This window comes from Burkholderia sp. Se-20378 (assembly GCF_017104665.1).
Classification (GTDB): domain Bacteria; phylum Pseudomonadota; class Gammaproteobacteria; order Burkholderiales; family Burkholderiaceae; genus Burkholderia; species Burkholderia lata.
The window spans coordinates 1-15,127 of the sequence record NZ_JAAGPG010000185.1 but is presented as its reverse complement, the minus strand read 5'-3'; the positions used below and the strand labels follow the sequence as shown (position 1 = coordinate 15,127).

Annotated in this window: 12 protein-coding genes and 5 pseudogenes; 10 read left to right on the top strand and 7 right to left on the bottom strand. The window is 65.4% G+C overall.

Going from position 1 to position 15,127, the window contains the following annotated elements:
- From G3N93_RS41625 to G3N93_RS19880, 6 genes and pseudogenes are all read left to right on the top strand, one after another.
- Positions 1–127: pseudogene (locus G3N93_RS41625) on the top strand (multidrug ABC transporter ATP-binding protein); the annotation flags it as partial.
- Positions 124–645 (top strand): annotated as a pseudogene (locus tag G3N93_RS19900) (lysylphosphatidylglycerol synthase domain-containing protein); the annotation flags it as partial. The pseudogenes G3N93_RS41625 and G3N93_RS19900, both read left to right, overlap by 4 nt.
- Before the next feature lie 36 nt (positions 646–681).
- Positions 682–1,449: an NTP transferase domain-containing protein gene (locus tag G3N93_RS19895; protein ID WP_174935781.1), complete on the top strand. Its 768-nt coding sequence runs from the start codon at positions 682–684 to the stop codon at positions 1,447–1,449.
- A complete protein-coding gene (gene aepX, locus G3N93_RS19890) occupies positions 1,446–3,134 on the top strand; it encodes a phosphoenolpyruvate mutase (protein ID WP_174986529.1) in 1,689 nt (562 codons plus the stop codon). The genes G3N93_RS19895 and aepX overlap by 4 nt, the downstream gene beginning before the upstream one ends.
- Positions 3,131–4,312, top strand: a complete 1,182-nt coding sequence (aepY, locus tag G3N93_RS19885) for a phosphonopyruvate decarboxylase (RefSeq protein ID WP_206133774.1) — start codon at positions 3,131–3,133, stop codon at positions 4,310–4,312. The genes aepX and aepY overlap by 4 nt, the downstream gene beginning before the upstream one ends.
- Complete coding sequence (locus tag G3N93_RS19880; protein ID WP_174935807.1) at positions 4,312–5,376, top strand: 2-aminoethylphosphonate aminotransferase; 1,065 nt, start codon at positions 4,312–4,314, stop codon at positions 5,374–5,376. Before aepY ends, G3N93_RS19880 begins: the two co-directional genes overlap by 1 nt.
- Before the next feature lie 149 nt (positions 5,377–5,525).
- On the opposite strand, the gene G3N93_RS19875 is transcribed toward G3N93_RS19880, so the two are convergent.
- The gene (locus G3N93_RS19875) at positions 5,526–6,557 is read right to left on the bottom strand and encodes an AraC family transcriptional regulator (protein WP_206123342.1); all 1,032 of its coding nucleotides are present in this window, start codon (positions 6,555–6,557) and stop codon (positions 5,526–5,528) included.
- Between the two features lie 179 nt (positions 6,558–6,736).
- On the opposite strand from G3N93_RS19875, the gene fabF reads away from it, so the two are divergent.
- Together fabF and G3N93_RS19865 are read left to right on the top strand one after the other, a co-directional pair.
- Positions 6,737–8,005, top strand: a complete 1,269-nt coding sequence (fabF, locus tag G3N93_RS19870) for a beta-ketoacyl-ACP synthase II (protein ID WP_206133773.1) — start codon at positions 6,737–6,739, stop codon at positions 8,003–8,005.
- Positions 8,006–8,266: 261 nt separating this feature from the next.
- Positions 8,267–9,067 (top strand): multidrug ABC transporter ATPase, encoded by an 801-nt coding sequence (locus G3N93_RS19865; protein ID WP_206133772.1) that lies wholly within the window; start codon positions 8,267–8,269, stop codon positions 9,065–9,067.
- A gap of 9 nt (positions 9,068–9,076) precedes the next feature.
- Here the strand turns inward: G3N93_RS19865 and G3N93_RS19860 are convergent, their stop codons facing one another.
- Positions 9,077–10,228 carry an acyltransferase gene (locus G3N93_RS19860; RefSeq protein ID WP_206133771.1) on the bottom strand — a complete coding sequence of 384 codons (1,152 nt, stop codon included), beginning with the start codon at positions 10,226–10,228 and terminating at the stop codon, positions 9,077–9,079.
- Positions 10,229–10,549: 321 nt separating this feature from the next.
- Here G3N93_RS19860 and pip point away from each other — a divergent pair, with 321 nt between their 5' ends.
- A complete protein-coding gene (gene pip, locus G3N93_RS19855; protein WP_206133770.1) occupies positions 10,550–11,482 on the top strand; it encodes a prolyl aminopeptidase in 933 nt (310 codons plus the stop codon).
- A 61-nt stretch (positions 11,483–11,543) separates the two neighbouring features.
- Here the strand turns inward: pip and G3N93_RS19850 are convergent, their stop codons facing one another.
- From G3N93_RS19850 to G3N93_RS42470, 3 genes and pseudogenes are all read right to left on the bottom strand, one after another.
- The gene (locus tag G3N93_RS19850; protein WP_174935817.1) at positions 11,544–11,816 is read right to left on the bottom strand and encodes a hypothetical protein; all 273 of its coding nucleotides are present in this window, start codon (positions 11,814–11,816) and stop codon (positions 11,544–11,546) included.
- Between the two features lie 233 nt (positions 11,817–12,049).
- On the bottom strand, positions 12,050–12,754 hold the full coding sequence (locus G3N93_RS19845; protein ID WP_241026611.1) for a hypothetical protein: 705 nt from the start codon (positions 12,752–12,754) through the stop codon (positions 12,050–12,052).
- A 99-nt stretch (positions 12,755–12,853) separates the two neighbouring features.
- Positions 12,854–13,330 (bottom strand): annotated as a pseudogene (locus tag G3N93_RS42470) (transglutaminase family protein); the annotation flags it as partial.
- A gap of 140 nt (positions 13,331–13,470) precedes the next feature.
- Here G3N93_RS42470 and G3N93_RS42465 point away from each other — a divergent pair.
- Positions 13,471–13,548 (top strand): annotated as a pseudogene (locus G3N93_RS42465) (hypothetical protein); the annotation flags it as partial.
- Between the two features lie 22 nt (positions 13,549–13,570).
- Here the strand turns inward: G3N93_RS42465 and G3N93_RS42460 are convergent.
- Together G3N93_RS42460 and G3N93_RS19835 are read right to left on the bottom strand one after the other, a co-directional pair.
- Positions 13,571–13,909 (bottom strand): annotated as a pseudogene (locus G3N93_RS42460) (transglutaminase N-terminal domain-containing protein); the annotation flags it as partial.
- Positions 13,903–15,127 (bottom strand): alpha-E domain-containing protein (locus tag G3N93_RS19835; RefSeq protein WP_241026610.1); only part of this gene is annotated, 1,225 nt, incomplete at its 5' end. The pseudogene G3N93_RS42460 and the gene G3N93_RS19835, both read right to left, overlap by 7 nt.

The following is a 15,127-nucleotide window of genomic DNA, read 5'->3' as shown; positions in this document are numbered from 1 at the left end:
GGACGACGGCGCCGCGCTCGTCTACACGTACGACTCGCAGCGCGACGACGCGAGCATCGCGAAGCTGATCAACGCGCTCGGCTCGGCCGGCATCGGCTTCCGCGACCTGCATACGACGCAGAGCTCGGCGCCCTCGCCGCGCTGTTCTACGTGGCGCAGCGACGCGGGCTGTTCGGCCGCGGCCTGCGCCTCGCGTCGAAGCTGCTCGGCCCGCGCGACTGGTCGTCGCTGGCGACCCGCGCCGATGCGATCGATGACGCGGTCGGCGCGCTGTACCGCGATCGTGCGAAGGTCGCGAAGACGTTCGCATTGAGTCTCGTCGGCTGGATCGTCGGCACCGCGGAAGTGTGGCTCGCGCTGCACTTCCTCGGGCATCCGGTGAGCTGGCTCGACGCGCTGCTGCTCGAGAGCGTCGGCCAGGCCATTCGTGGCGCGGCCTTCGCGATCCCGGGCTCGCTCGGCGCGCAGGAAGGCGGCTACCTGCTTCTCGCGCCGCTGGTCGGACTGCCGCCCGACGCGGCGCTCGCGCTGTCGCTTGCGAAACGCGCGCGCGAACTCGCGCTCGGCCTGCCCGGCCTGCTCTATCTGCATTTCAGTGAAAGAAACTGGCAGCGGCGCCGTGCGCCGCAGCCGCTCGCCGACTGATCGTTCAGATCCGCCGGCTTTTTGGTTGGAGAACCCATGCGAGCCATCATTCTTGCGGCAGGCCTCGGCTTGCGCCTGCAACAACCGCCCGAGGCGCAGTTCCCGAAGTGCCTGCTGCGCTTCGACGACGTTTCGCTGCTCGAGCGCCATCTGCGCGTACTCGATGCTGCGGGCGTCGACGAGATCGTGCTCGGGCTGGGCTTCCAGCACGAGAAGGTCGAACAGGAATTGAAGCGTCTCGGCCGCCAGGCCGAGATCGTGATCAACGACCGCTACGACCTCGGCAGCGTGCTGACCGTGCATACCGTCGCCGAGGCGATGACGCGCGGCGGCGACGTGCTGCTGATGGATGCCGACGTGCTGTATGACGAGAACATCCTGCACGCGCTGGTGGCCGATTCCGACAAGACGGTCGACCGCCTGCTGATCGACCGCGACTTCGAGGCCGGCGACGAGCCCGTCAAGCTTTGCCTGAAGAACGGCGTGCCCGTCGAGCTGCGCAAGCAGCTCGCGGTCGACCTCGAGTACGACACGATCGGCGAATCGGTCGGCTTCTTCCGCTTCACCGAAGGCACCGCGCGCCGCCTCGCGACGATCGTCGCGGGCTACGTCGACAGCGGCCGCGCGAACATGCCGCACGAAGAAGCCGTGCGCGACCTGCTGCTCGAAGGCGGTCATTCGTTCGACGTCGCCGACGTCACCGGCTCGCCGTGGATCGAGATCGACTTCCCGAACGACGTCGCCCGCGCCACGCAAGAAATCCTCCCCCTGATTCAACGCACTACCGCAGGAGTCGCACGATGAACGCACGCGAACCCAATTTCACCGAATCGCGCAGCGCACGCCTGCGCCGCATGCTCGTCAGCAGCGACCTCGAATTCCTGATGGAAGCGCACAACGGCCTGTCCGCGCGGATCGTCCGCGAAGCCGGCTTCAAGGGCATCTGGGCATCGGGCCTCGCGATCTCCGCGCAGTTCGGCGTGCGTGACAACAACGAAGCCAGCTGGACCCAGGTGGTCGACGTGCTCGAATTCATGGCGGACGCGAGCGACCTGCCGATCCTGCTCGACGGCGACACCGGCTACGGCAACTTCAACAACGTGCGCCGCCTCGTGAAGAAGCTCGAACAACGCGGCATCGCCGGCGTCTGTATCGAGGACAAGCAGTTCCCGAAGACCAACAGCTTCATCGGCGGCGAGCGCCAGCCGCTCGCGGAAATCGACGAGTTCTGCGGCAAGATCAAGGCCGGCAAGGATTCGCAGACCGATCCCGACTTCTCGATCGTCGCGCGCGTCGAAGCGCTGATCGCCGGCTGGGGGATGGACGAGGCGCTGCGCCGCGCGAACGCGTATGCGGAAGCCGGCGCGGACGCGATCCTGATCCACAGCAAGCTGTCGCGCCCGGACGAGATCCTGCAGTTCGCGCGCGAATGGAGCGGCAAGGCGCCGCTCGTGATCGTGCCGACCAAGTACTACAGCACGCCGACCGACGTGTTCCGCCAGGCCGGCATCAGCACCGTGATCTGGGCGAACCACCTGATCCGCGCATCGGCCTCCGCGATGCAGGCGACTGCACGCGAGATCCACGAGAGCGAAACGCTGATCAACGTCGAAGACCGCGTTGCATCGGTCAACGAGATCTTCCGCCTGCAGGACGCCGACGAATACTCGGCAGCCGAGCGAATCTACCTGTCGTCGTCGTCGCGCGCGTCGAACGCCGCGATCGTGCTGGCGGCCAGCCGCGGCAAGGGCCTCGAAGCCGTGACCGAAGACAAGCCGAAGGTCATGCTGCCGGTCGCCGGCAAGCCGCTGCTGCGCTGGCTCGTCGACGGCTTCAAGACGCACGGCGTGAACGACATCACCGTGGTCGGCGGCTATCGCGCCGACGCGATCGACACGTCGGGCATCAAGCTCGTCGTCAACGAACGCCACGCGCAGACGGGCGAGCTCGCATCGCTCGCATGCGCAGCCGAACGCCTGACCGGCGACACCGTGATCTCGTACGGCGACCTGCTGTTCCGCAGCTACATCGTGCGCGACCTCGCGGAGAGCGAGGCCGAGTTCAGCGTGGTGGTCGATTCGTCGCTGACCGAGCCGACCAACCAGAGCGTGCGCGATTTCGCACTCTGCTCGGCTGAAGACGATCGCGGCCTGTTCGGCCAGAAGACGTATCTGCAACGCGTCTCGAGCGACGTCGCCGCAGGCACGCCGCACGGCCGCTGGATCGGCCTGCTGAACGTGCGCGGCGCCGGCGTCGAGCGCCTGAAGGCAATGCTCGCGACGCTGCAGGCACGCGACGATTTCGACACGCTCGACATCCCGTCGCTGCTGAACGAACTGATCGCCGCCGGCGAGAAGATCGAGGTGCAGTACGTGCACGGCCACTGGCGCGGCGTCAACGATCTCGAAGACTTCCGCCGCGCGGGCGACTTCGCACACGGTCAAACGCCGCTGTCCGAACCGGGCGCCGGCAACGGGGGCGCGCAATGATCGAAGCGGCCCAGTTCGTCGAGGCCGCGCGCGAGCGCGGTTTCGACTGGTACGCGGGCGTGCCCTGCTCGTACCTGACGCCGTTCATCAATTACGTGCTGCAGGACCCGACGCTGAATTACGTGTCGGCCGCGAACGAAGGCGACGCGGTCGCGCTGATCGCGGGCGCGACGCTCGGCGGCAAGCGCGGGATCGCGATGATGCAGAACTCGGGGCTCGGCAACGCGGTGAGCCCGCTCACGTCGCTCACGTGGACGTTCCGCCTGCCGCAGTTGCTGATCGTCACGTGGCGCGGCCAGCCGGGCGTGGCCGACGAGCCGCAGCACGCGCTGATGGGCCCGATCACGCCCGCGATGCTCGACACGATGGAGATCCCGTGGGAGACGTTCCCAACCGACCCGGAACAGGTCGGCCCGGCACTCGACCGCGCGATCGCGCACATGGACGCGACGGGCCGCCCGTACGCGCTCGTGATGCAGAAAGGCAGCGTCGCGCCGTATGAACTGAAGGCCAACCCGGCTGCGCAACCGCGCGCGCATGTCGCCGCGCAGGCGTCGTCGCGCGCCACGTCGGCCGAAGCCTGGCCGACCCGCCAGGATGCGCTGCAGCGCGTGATCGCGCATACGCCGGTCGATTCGACCGTCGTGCTCGCATCGACCGGTTTCTGCGGCCGCGAACTCTACGCGATCGACGATCGTCCGAACCAGCTGTACATGGTCGGCTCGATGGGCTGCGTGACGCCGCTCGCGCTCGGCCTCGCGCTCGCACGCCCCGACCTGCGCGTGGTCGCGGTCGACGGCGACGGCGCCGCGCTGATGCGCATGGGCGTGTTCGCGACGCTCGGCACCTACGGCCCGGCCAACCTCACGCACGTGCTGCTCGACAACGGCGCGCACGAATCGACGGGTGGTCAGGCCACCGTGTCGCAACATGTTTCGTTCGCGGGCGTTGCTGCCGCGTGCGGGTATGCGTCGGCGGTCGAAGGTGACACGCTCGACGTGCTCGATACGGCGCTGGCCGCGCCGGTCGACGGTACGCGGTTCGTGCGCCTGGCGATCCGCACCGGCGTGCCCGACGGCCTGCCCCGCCCGACCGTAACGCCGGTCGAGGTCAAGAATCGTCTGATGCGGCACATCGGCGCCGCGCAGACCGAAGCCCACGTTGAAGGAGCCCTTTGATGCTGCTGCTGAACCCCGGCCCGGTCACGCTCACCGAACGCGTGCGCCGCAGCCTGCTGCAACCCGATCTGTGCCATCGCGAAAGCGAATTCTTCGATCTGCAGGATGAGGCGCGTGCGCGTCTCGTCGCTGCGTATGAGCTTGATCCGGCTGAGTGGACGGCCGTGTTGATGACCGGGTCGGGCACGGCTGCCGTCGAAAGCATGATCGCGGCGCTCGTGCCGAAGGACGGCAAGCTGCTCGTGATCGAGAACGGTGTTTATGGCGAGCGGATTACGCAGATCGCGACGCAGTATGGCATCGCGCATGATGTGCTCAAGCATGAGTGGATGCAGGCGCCGGATCTCGCGCAGATTGGTGCGAAGCTCGATGCGGGTGGGTATTCGCACGTTGCCGTGATTCATCATGAAACGACGACGGGTCGCTTGAACGATCTCGGTGCGATTGCCGAGGTCTGCCGTTCGCGTGGCGTGAAAATGCTCGTTGATGGTGTGAGCAGCTTCGGCGCGGAAGCGATCGACTTCGCCGGTGGCGACATCGACGCGGTTGCCGCGACTGCGAACAAGTGCCTGCACGGCGTGCCGGGTGCAGCGTTCGTGATCGTGCGCCGCAGCGCGCTCGTGAAAGCTGCAAGCCGTACGTATTACCTCGATCTCGGCCGTCTCGCGAAGCTGCAGGATCAGCGGAATACGCCGTTCACGCCTTCCGTGCACGCGTATTACGCGCTCGTCGAGGCGCTGCGCGAGTTTGACGAGGCCGGTGGCTGGCGTGCGCGGCATGCGCACTACAAGGCGCTGGCCGATCAGGCGCAAGCCGGGCTTGCTGCACGCGGGATGCCGCTGGTGCTGGCGGAAGGTGAATCGTCGGTCGTGCTGCGTGCGTATCGGTTGCCGCAAGGTGTCACGTACGAGACGCTGCACGACGGGCTGAAGGCGCGTGGCTTCGTGATCTACGCGGGGCAAGGCGGGTTGTCGAAGGAACTGTTCCGGATTTCGACGATGGGCGCGATTCAAGCGGCTGATGTCGATCGGTTGCTGGAAGGGTTCACGGCGCTGACGCGGTAAGCGTTCGCCGTTCCGTCAGTTGTCGACGAAAGGCCCGCAAGGGCCTTTTTTTATTCCTCGCGGATTTCTCGAAAACACAGGCCCCCATTGTCGGCGTTCGGCCAGCTCCGGCTATTCGACACGTGCCGTCAATTCCCGACGCGTTCTCGTCACTCGTCTCGACGCGTATCCTTGCGATAATCCGTAGGACTACTGCCGGTCCAATGTTTGAACGCACGACAAAAACCGGTGGCGTCGGAAAAGCCAAGATCAAATGCCAGCACGGCCACACTGGTGTTCGAATTTGTCAGCCGATCGACCGCGATATCCCGCCGCAGTCCGTCTTTCACCTGCTGGAAATGGGTGCCCTCTTCCGCAAATCTACGATTGAGCGTGCGTACAGACGTATGCAACGCCTGCGCGAGCGCCTGTATCGTCAACGGCTGCGCAATATTCCGTTCAAGATGCTCGCGCGTTTTGGCGACGATCGAACCATGATGAAATACGCTGAAAGTCCAGGCTCCGGGCGCGGCGTTAAGGAAAGCCCATAGTTCGTGCTTTTCGCGTTTGAACGGCTCGGCACAATCCTGGTACGAGAAATGGATGCTCGTCGTCCCGGAATCGAACTGCACCGCCCCGGGAAACAGAAATGCATAGTCTTCTACGTACCTGGGCCTGGCGAAACTGAACTCGACCCGTTGCAGTGCAAGTTCCCTGCCTAGTAGCCAGGACGCTATGCCGTGAGCCAGTTTCATCATCAACTCATGCCCAAGGGGCGTAACCTGCGTGCCAGGCATCCGCTCCACCAGCGCCAGCCGCACCAGATCATTCTTCGTTGAGATGTGCAACCGGTAGTCATCCAGCAGCAAATTCCAGAAACGAACAAAACGATTGAACGCGACCAATACCGTTGGCGCGTCCAGCAGGCTGAGCATCAGGTACTTCAACGTGCCGCCCCTGATTGGCCTGGACCATAGCCCCAGCATCTCGTCATCGAGCGACGCCGCGACCGTCCGATACAACGCGACGTACTGCTGCCGCGTGATTCGTGCATCGGGTTGATTGAGAAGAGACTGCGGGATGGCGGCGCTCGCGAGGACCTGTGCCGTCACGTCTTCTCCTTGACGCATGCGAACGGCACGCAACATCCCGTGCAGGAAGTGCGCCGAAACCGTGAGGGGACGTTGGCGAGGCAGATTCATGATTGGATCATTATGGCGCACTTTGCATATTAATTGGCGCGATGTGCGAATTCCTTACCCGCCCCATCCCTATACTGACGCGACATCTTCGTGATTTCTGAACTTCGTGATAGTTGTCGGATGGCGCATTGCGCCAATCGCCGGCGGCCTGTCTACATCGGTCAAAAGAGGAGCACGGTTTGAATACGAGACGCATTGTCGTGACTGGCATGGGTATGGTTTCGCCATTGGGATGCGGAGTCGAATCCGTATGGAGCCGTCTCCTGAAGGGCCATTCGGGCGTGGTCGGCTTGCCCGACGATGTCACGGACGGAATTGCGTCGAAGGTCGGTGGCGTCGTGCCCGTGCTGACGCCCGACTGTCCATGGGGATTCGATCCTGCCCTCGCGGCAGACCCCAAGGACCAGAAGAAGATGGACCGGTTCAGCCTGTTTGCGCTGGGCGCCGCGCAAGAGGCCTTGAATCAATCCGGGTGGCGACCTGAAACCGAAAGCGCTCGCGAACGAACCGCAACCATCGTAGCGTCTGGCGTGGGCGGGTTCGGTGCAATTGCAGAGGCGGTCAGGATCACTGACGACCGCGGGCCAAGACGACTTTCTCCCTTCACCGTACCCAGCTTCCTGGCCAATATGGCCGCTGGCCACATCTCCATCCGCCACGGCCTTCGCGGCCCCCTGGGCGCACCGGTTACGGCCTGTGCCGCCAGCGCCCAGGCGATTGGCGACGCAGCGCGCCTGATTCGGGCGGGCGAAGCCGACATTGCCGTGTGCGGCGGCGCGGAGGCCTGCATCGATCGAGTCAGCCTGGGGTCATTCGCCGCGGCAAGAACCATGTCCACGGGCTTCAATGATCATCCGGCTCAGGCATCCCGCCCGTTCGATGCCGGGCGAGACGGCTTCGTCATGGGAGAAGGCGCCGGCATGCTAGTCATAGAAGAGTTGGAACACGCGCTGCGGCGAGGCGCCACCCCCATCGCCGAAGTACTCGGCTATGGCACGAGCGCCGACGCATACCATATGACGTCGCCGCCCGAAGACGGTGCGGGAGGGCGACGCGCGATGGAACTCGCGATCCGGCAGGCGAATCTTGCCCCTGAGCTGATCGGGCATTTGAACGCTCATGCGACGTCCACGCCCGTCGGCGACATCAGCGAGCTGGCAGCCATCAGGACGGTATTTGGATCGGGTCGCGGCCCTGCCGTTTCAGCCACCAAGGCGTCGACAGGACATTTGCTCGGGGCTGCCGGCGGCGTGGAAGCGATTTTCACCGTCCTTGCGCTGCGCGACCAGCTCGCGCCTCCTACGCTGAACCTGACCCAGCCGGACTCGGCAGCTGAAGGCATCGATATTGTCACCGGATCGGCCCGCAGCATATCGACGGAATTTGCGATCTCCAACGGCTTTGGTTTTGGGGGCGTCAATGCCAGTCTGGTATTCCGTCGACTTTGATCCGGCTTCAAGCCGAAGGAAGCGCTCGAACGCCGGCCCCGGCGCCATCATCATGCGAAGGATGCGACGGGCTGCAGGTTCCGCGCGCATCCGTCCACGTTTGCCGATTGAGATCGGGGCTGCGTTGCGCCCGCGAAGCAGGTCCGATACATGTGGCGGCACAGATGCGGTCAAGCACTCGGACGATCTTTCTGCGTGCTGCGGTACGCTTCGGGTCGGTAAGCGACATCCACGACAACCCGTGAAGAACCTGTTCCCATCGTGACCACAAGAATCCTCCGCTTCGCCCCGCTGCTGGCGCTCGTCGCCATCCCCGCCGTTCACGCCGCCGACAACCAGCCTTGCGGCGACGATACCGTCACCGCCGTCGCACGCTGGGCCGGCATCGCGAGCGCACGTATCGCCACGCGCGATGCGGACCGGCTCGTCGTCGCGTCGGCGTGCAAGGTCATGCCGAATGCGCCCGAAACGACGATCGCGGCCGTCGCGTTCGATTCGTTGCCGAAGAGCAAGAACCCGGACGAAAGCAACAAGCTGCAGGTTATCGCTCTCGTCGAAGGCGGCAAGGTTGTGGCTGCCGAACGGTCGGTGATCGAGGAAGATGCGGCAACTGAAATCAGCGAAAACAGCTATCGCATCGATACGGCGCCATACAGGCTGTCGCCCGACGTGCGCGCATTCGGCGTCGTGTTCACGAGCAGCGCACGCGGGCCAAGCTGCCCCGATGCAGGCACCAGCGACGAATTGACGTTGTGGGTGCGCGAAGGCAATCGCTTGCGTCCGGTCTTCGGCACCAACCTCGCCGGCTGGGTCAACACCGACGACAAGCATGCGGTCTGCAGCCCCGGCGGGAGCGACGACGCAATCGTGTCGGCAACCATGACGATCGGCATCGAGAAGACTTCGAGCCACGGGTTTGCAGACCTGTCGATTACCGCACGTGTCGACCCGCCGCAGCGCAAGGACAAGCGCCCGGCCCGCACGATCGTCCGCTACGACGGCAAGTCGTACGGGATCAATATGTACCGGAACTTCTGGTATCCGCCTTCGTTATTCAAGTAACTTGGCGGCCTACTCCGCCACCTTCGCTCCGATCGCCTCGCCCGACGCAGGCATCCGCAGCGCATCGTCCCGCACACGTCGCATCTCGCGCGACGAATAGCGATCCTTCAACCGCAGGAACGGTTTTTCAACGAGCAAGTAGCTGGCCGTTGCCGCCATCAGCGCCCACACGATCCCGAGCGGGAACGCATGCGGCACGGCCAGATCCGGATTCGCGAACGGCTGCTGCCACAGATAAAGACTGAACGAGATCGTGCCGACGAACACGACCGGCCGCGCCCTCAGCCACCGCGCACACCAGAACTCGTTACGGAAATTCAGCACGACGATCACGATCGCGATCAGCGCGGCTTCGAGCGTCACACCATACGTCGCATTCCAGAAGCCGCCGAGCCGATGCTCGGCGAGCGGCATGCCGATCAGCACGACAACGATGATCGCCGTCACGATCCGCGCCTCGCCACGCCACGTACGAATCCAGGCTTCAAGCCGCTCACGATTGAGCGACACATAACAGCCGATCAGGATCGGATCGACGCCCGTGTGCAGCATCATCCCGAGCTGCCCGCGCAGCGCGGGCGCAACGAAATACGTCACGGCACGCACCAGCGGCACGACCAGGATCAACGCAGCCAGCCAGCGCGTACCGCCCCGCCGCATCCCGTACACGAACAGCAACGGCCAGAACCAGTAGAACTGTTCCTCGAGCGCGAGCGACCAGAAATGGCCGAGATACCACGCGCCATCCGGATGCAGCGTGTTGTCGCCGGTCAGCCCGAACCACGCCGAGTAATTCCACAGGTGCAACGCCGCATACAGCCACTGCCGGCGGTCGACGTCGAACCAGCCGGTGAAGGCCACGATCGCGACCGCCGCGAGATAGACATAGCAGGCCGGCCAGATCCGCAGCGCGCGACGCACGTAGAACGACGTCAGCGCGATGCCGCCCGTGCGCGCGAACTCGGCGCGCAACACGTTGGTGATCAGGAAGCCGCTGAGAACGAAGAAGATCAGCACGCCGAGCCGGCCGTCGGCGATCAGCCGCAACGGCGCGTACCAGCCCGTGTAGCCGCCGGGCAGCACGTGCTCGGCATGTCCGACCACCACCATCGCGACCGCGACGGCGCGCAACCCGGTCAACTGCGTGACGCGATGGTTCATCGGCTGGTTTCCGTTGGCACGGTGGATGGGCAGCAGACCGGCGCCCCCGCTTCGGCACGCCGATATGCCACCGGGATTTTGTATGAAAAATATCGGAATGAAATTGCTTCAAAAATCCCCGGGCCGGTACCGGCGGCCGCGCACGCGGCAAGGAGCCGACACCCGGGACGGCGAATGGGCATAATGACAAGCCTTGTCCGGCGGCGGCCGGTCCGATGCCAACACAACGATTTTTGCGGCGGCGCAATATCCGTAGTCCCCCGCCCGCACACCGGCCTGCGCCTCGTCCGCCTCCTGTCGACCCTTACCCGGAGCCTGCCTGTGTACCCACCGATCGAACCCTACGCCCACGGCCATCTCGACACCGGCGACGGCCACCGCATCTACTGGGAGCGCTGCGGCAACCCGGCCGGCAAGCCCGCCGTGTTCCTGCACGGCGGCCCCGGCGCCGGCTGCAGCCCCGACCATCGCCGTCTGTTCGATCCGGAGCGCTACGACATCCTGCTGTTCGACCAGCGCGGCTGCGGGCGCTCGACGCCGCACGCCAGCCTCGAGAACAACACGACATGGCATCTGGTTGCCGATATCGAGCGGCTGCGCGAGATGGTCGGCGCGGAAAAGTGGCTCGTGTTCGGCGGCTCGTGGGGCAGCGCGCTGTCGATCGCCTATGCCGAAACGCACCCCGAGCGCGTGAGCGCGCTGGTCGTGCGCGGCATCTTCACGATGCGTCGCGCGGAATTGCTGTGGTACTACCAGGAAGGCGCATCGTGGCTGTTCCCCGACCTGTGGGAAGACTTCGTTGCACCGATTCCGGAAGCCGAGCGCGGCGACCTGATGGCCGCCTACCATCGCCGGCTGACCGGCAACGACGAAGCGGCGAAGCTCGAAGCCGCGCGCGCGTGGAGCATCTGGGAAGGCCGCACGATCACGCTGCTGCCCGACCCCAAACTCGCCGCGCACTTCGCGGACGGCCACTACGCACTCGCGTTCGCAAGAATCGAAAATCACTACTTCGTGAACAAGGGCTTCGTCGAGGAAGGCCAGCTGCTGCGCGACGCGCATCGCCTCGCCGGGATCCCGGGCGTGATCGTGCAGGGCCGCTATGACGTCGCGACGCCCGCGCGCACCGCATGGGATTTGTCGAAGGCATGGCCGGATGCGACGTTCGAGATCGTGCCCGGCGCGGGGCATGCGTACAACGAGCCGGGCATCCTGGAAGCGCTGATCGCGGCGACGGACCGGTTCGCCGCGTAATCAACGCAATGCAACGCGGTGCGTGTGACCGTGCCTGCCGGCACGCTCACGCACCGCCCGTTCAAAGCGCGGCTTCGACGATCGCCTTGCCGCTGATCGCCCGCTCCACGAGCTGCTCGTCGCCAACCTTGCGGATCGCGTCGTCGAGCAACCCTTCCGGCGCTCCGGTCGCCACCTTCAGCAAGCCCGACAGGCCACGCGCGTCGAGCACCACCAGCGTCTCCATCGAATCCGCACGGCTCACGAGCACGCGGCGCCACGCCGGCCCCGCGCCGAAGCTCGCGCAGAGCGCAATCGTGTCGCTGCCGAGCGTGTAGTCGAAGGTCTTGATCATAATCCGCCGCCGTTGCAAAGGAATGGCGATGCGCGACGGTGCGGCGCCGTGACGTCGACGCACCCGCGCGTGCCACCGGCGCCGAACCGGGGCCCGATCCGTTCGCCGGCATCACCATGCTAGGCGTGCTGAGTTAACGAAGACTTAAAACCACAATGACCGCGGCGCCCCGTTCGTCGCTCGCGGTCAACGTTTGACGGACAATGCCCCGAAACACCAATGTGGCGTTTTGCTCAACGCGGACTGATCGAGAACAGCAAGCCGGCGGTATCGCTCGAAATCGCGGAGTAATGCAGTTTTCCGACGCTACGCTCGATCAATTTGGATTCCTTGCGACTCTCCATGGCGAGCTGGATCATGTGCACGATGATCTCGGTATCGTCGGTTGAAGAAGCAGCCGGATTGACCGCTGCTGCGATCGTGACAAGTGTCGCGACAGACTTCAGCATCACCCCGGGTTCGTTGATGCCGATGCGGATAACGAGTTCGCGAAGTGTTCCATCGGCCTTGTTGACAATACCGGCTAGCTCGAGGTTACGACCGACCGTCTGCTGGAAACCGTCGTAGACAGCATCGTGAACGATCTCGATTTCCGCGAGCACGTCATTGTCGCTCGAGTCGGAAGCTAAACGATTGTACTCACGTCGAAACTCTTTCGGCGTCAGATCAAGAGACACGTGCGGCGCAGCCACGTCGGTCTGGCTTGCCACCGACGACACAGCGGCGACAGCCGAAGCAAGTTCGCTTGCGTGGCGATCGGCAGTCTTGGCCACCTTGCCCTGTTCCGGGAGAATGATTGCGGCCACGATCACCGTCACCATCGACGCCGCTATGCCGCCGAAGAATAGAAGCGCGCGCTTCGGCACTGTGCCCGTCTTCTTGTTTTTGAATAGCGACGGCCGGATCAACCCGATCACTGCCACAAGGATGAACAGCATGCTAACGATGCCCAGTACCCCGGATACGGCACGCATTATATTTTGGCCCTATTATATTAATAGGGCATGATATCAAAATGCGGAGTGCGGGACGACGCCTTACATGTCCATTTCAACTTCCAGCGGCTCCACCGTCACGCCGACCTTCAGCTCCTGATCCGCGCCGCCGCCGCGGATCACGCCGCGCAGCGGCGTCACGTCCGCATAGTCGCGGCCGATCGACAGCATCACGTAGTCGTCACCGGGCGCGCGATCGTTGGTCGGGTCGAGCTGCAGCCAGCCGTTGTCCTCGGGCCAGGCCGGGTCGTACACCTCGACCCATGCATGCGACGCGTCGGCGCCGATCAATCGCGGCTGTCCGGGCGGCGGCTGCGTGAGCAGGTAGCCGCTCACGTAACGCGCAGCCAGCCCGAGCGAGCGCAGCGCGCCGATCATCACGTGCGCGAAATCCTGGCACACGCCCTTGCGCAAGCGCAGCGCATCGAGCGCCGACGTCGTGATGTCGGTGCTGTTCGGCGTATACGCAAAATCGGCATGCACACGCCGCATCAGCTCCCACGCGGCCTGCACGAGCGGCCGTTGCGGCGTGAAGCTCGACGCCGCATACGCGGCGAGTTCGGGATCGCACGCGACATGCGGCGACGTGAACACGAATTCGCTCGCCGCGTCGTAGGGCTGCCCCGCGCGGAACCGCAAGCGGTCACGCACGGCTTCCCATGCCATCGCCTGTTTACCGTCGGGTTTCGCGATGGCAGGCGGCGGCTCGCCGCGCGCACCGCGCGACCATACCGGCGGCGTCACGCGTACCGTGCTGCGGCTCCGCACGAGCAGCGCATCGTGCGGCTGGTTCAACGCAAACGACGCGCGCGCGTTGCCGAATGCGTCGATCTCGGTCCCGACCGATTCCGGCGCGGGATCGATGTCGAGCGCGAACGACAGCACCTGTTGGCGCGGCGTGACGAGCGGTTGCAAGCGGGCCTGGTGCTGCGCCGATTCGACGCGCGCCGCGTAACGGTATTCGGTATCGTGCGTGACGCGCAGCAACCGGCCGGGGGCAACGGCGGCCGGTGCGGCCGGCGACGATGTCGGTGCCGATGTGTTCCGCGCATTGCCGGAATTGGGCGGCACTTTCGCCGCGCCTTTCGTCGTCACCATAACGTCCTGCCCGCCTCGCGCACGTGGCTGAAATAGCGCTCGCCGATCCGGTTCGACAGTTCCCACACCGCCTTCACCGTCGTGTCGAGCGCATCGAGCAGCTTGTCGTGTCGGCCGCCGTCGGCGGTCTCGCACAGCTCGTGCAGCGACCACGCGGGGACGTCGGGAATCGTCTCGGCCAGCTCGGACAGCGCATAGCCTTCGCTGCGCTCGACCTTCGTCAGCCGGCCGCGCAGCGCCTGCACGACCCAGCCGAGCGAACGCGGATTGTCCGTATCGAGCACGACGAGCGACAGCAGCGGCGCGACGTCGAAGCCGCGCTGGAACCGCGAACGGAACGTGATCGTGCTGTCGAACAGCTCCAGCACGAGCTCGAAGCCGTCCTGCCGATTCACCGCGCCTTCGTCGAACGCGGCCTTCAGCACGCTGCACAGGAAGTCCAGCCGGTCGATCTGCCGGCCGATCGACAACAGCCGCCAGCCGTCGTCGCGCGTCATGTTGTCGGTCTGCGCGCCGGTGATCGCGCCGAGCAGCAGGCCGAGACGTTCCAGCAACTGCAGCGCCTCGTTGCCGATCTGCTCCTCGGCCTCCGGCTGGCCCGCGCTATCCGCGAACAGTTGGGTCGCGTCGTCGATCAACCGCCACTGATCGCTCGACAGCCGTTCGCGGATCGCGGCGGCCGCGCCCCGCATCCCGAACAGGCAGGACGCAATGCCCGACGTGCGATCCGCGCCGCGCGTCAGCGAGGTCGCGAGCGTGTGCTGGAATGCACGCGGCGCATCGACGGCGTTCGGCGCGTCGGCCGCGATCAGGCCCGTGTCGCGGCACAACGTGTCGAGCAATTCCAGGTGCGCGGGGCTGTCGACGTCGTCCTCGCCGCGCAGCCGCTCGAGCGCGGCACGCGCAAGGCGCATCAGGTTGGTCGCGCGCTCGGTATAACGGCCGAGCCAGAACAGGTTTTCGGCGGCGCGGCTCGCGATCGCGCGCGGGCGTTCGACGAGGTCGTCCGGGCCGAGGTGCGTCTGCAGCAGCGTCGTCGAATCGACGATGCCTTCGGTCATCACCCACGTATCGACGGTGCTGCCGCCGCGCGGCATCGGCCCCTTGCACCGCGTGTCGCGCGCTCCGCCCCCCCACACCCCCCCCACACCCCCCCGCCCCCCGCACCCCCCGCCCACCCCCCCCCACCACACCCCCCCCCCACCCCCCCCCACCCCA

Excerpts from the sequence above, each read along its gene's own strand:
- aepY (WP_206133774.1), top strand. The coding sequence starts at position 3,131 with ATGATCGAAGCGGCCCAGTTCGTCGAGGCCGCGCGCGAGCGCGGTTTC.
- G3N93_RS19845 (WP_241026611.1), bottom strand. The coding sequence starts at position 12,754 with ATGCTGTTCATCCTTGTGGCAGTGATCGGGTTGATCCGGCCGTCGCTA.
- G3N93_RS19895 (WP_174935781.1), top strand. The coding sequence starts at position 682 with ATGCGAGCCATCATTCTTGCGGCAGGCCTCGGCTTGCGCCTGCAACAA.
- G3N93_RS19850 (WP_174935817.1), bottom strand. The coding sequence starts at position 11,816 with ATGATCAAGACCTTCGACTACACGCTCGGCAGCGACACGATTGCGCTC.
- G3N93_RS19875 (WP_206123342.1), bottom strand. The coding sequence starts at position 6,557 with ATGAATCTGCCTCGCCAACGTCCCCTCACGGTTTCGGCGCACTTCCTG.
- G3N93_RS19860 (WP_206133771.1), bottom strand. The coding sequence starts at position 10,228 with ATGAACCATCGCGTCACGCAGTTGACCGGGTTGCGCGCCGTCGCGGTC.
- G3N93_RS19880 (WP_174935807.1), top strand. The coding sequence starts at position 4,312 with ATGCTGCTGCTGAACCCCGGCCCGGTCACGCTCACCGAACGCGTGCGC.
- aepX (WP_174986529.1), top strand. The coding sequence starts at position 1,446 with ATGAACGCACGCGAACCCAATTTCACCGAATCGCGCAGCGCACGCCTG.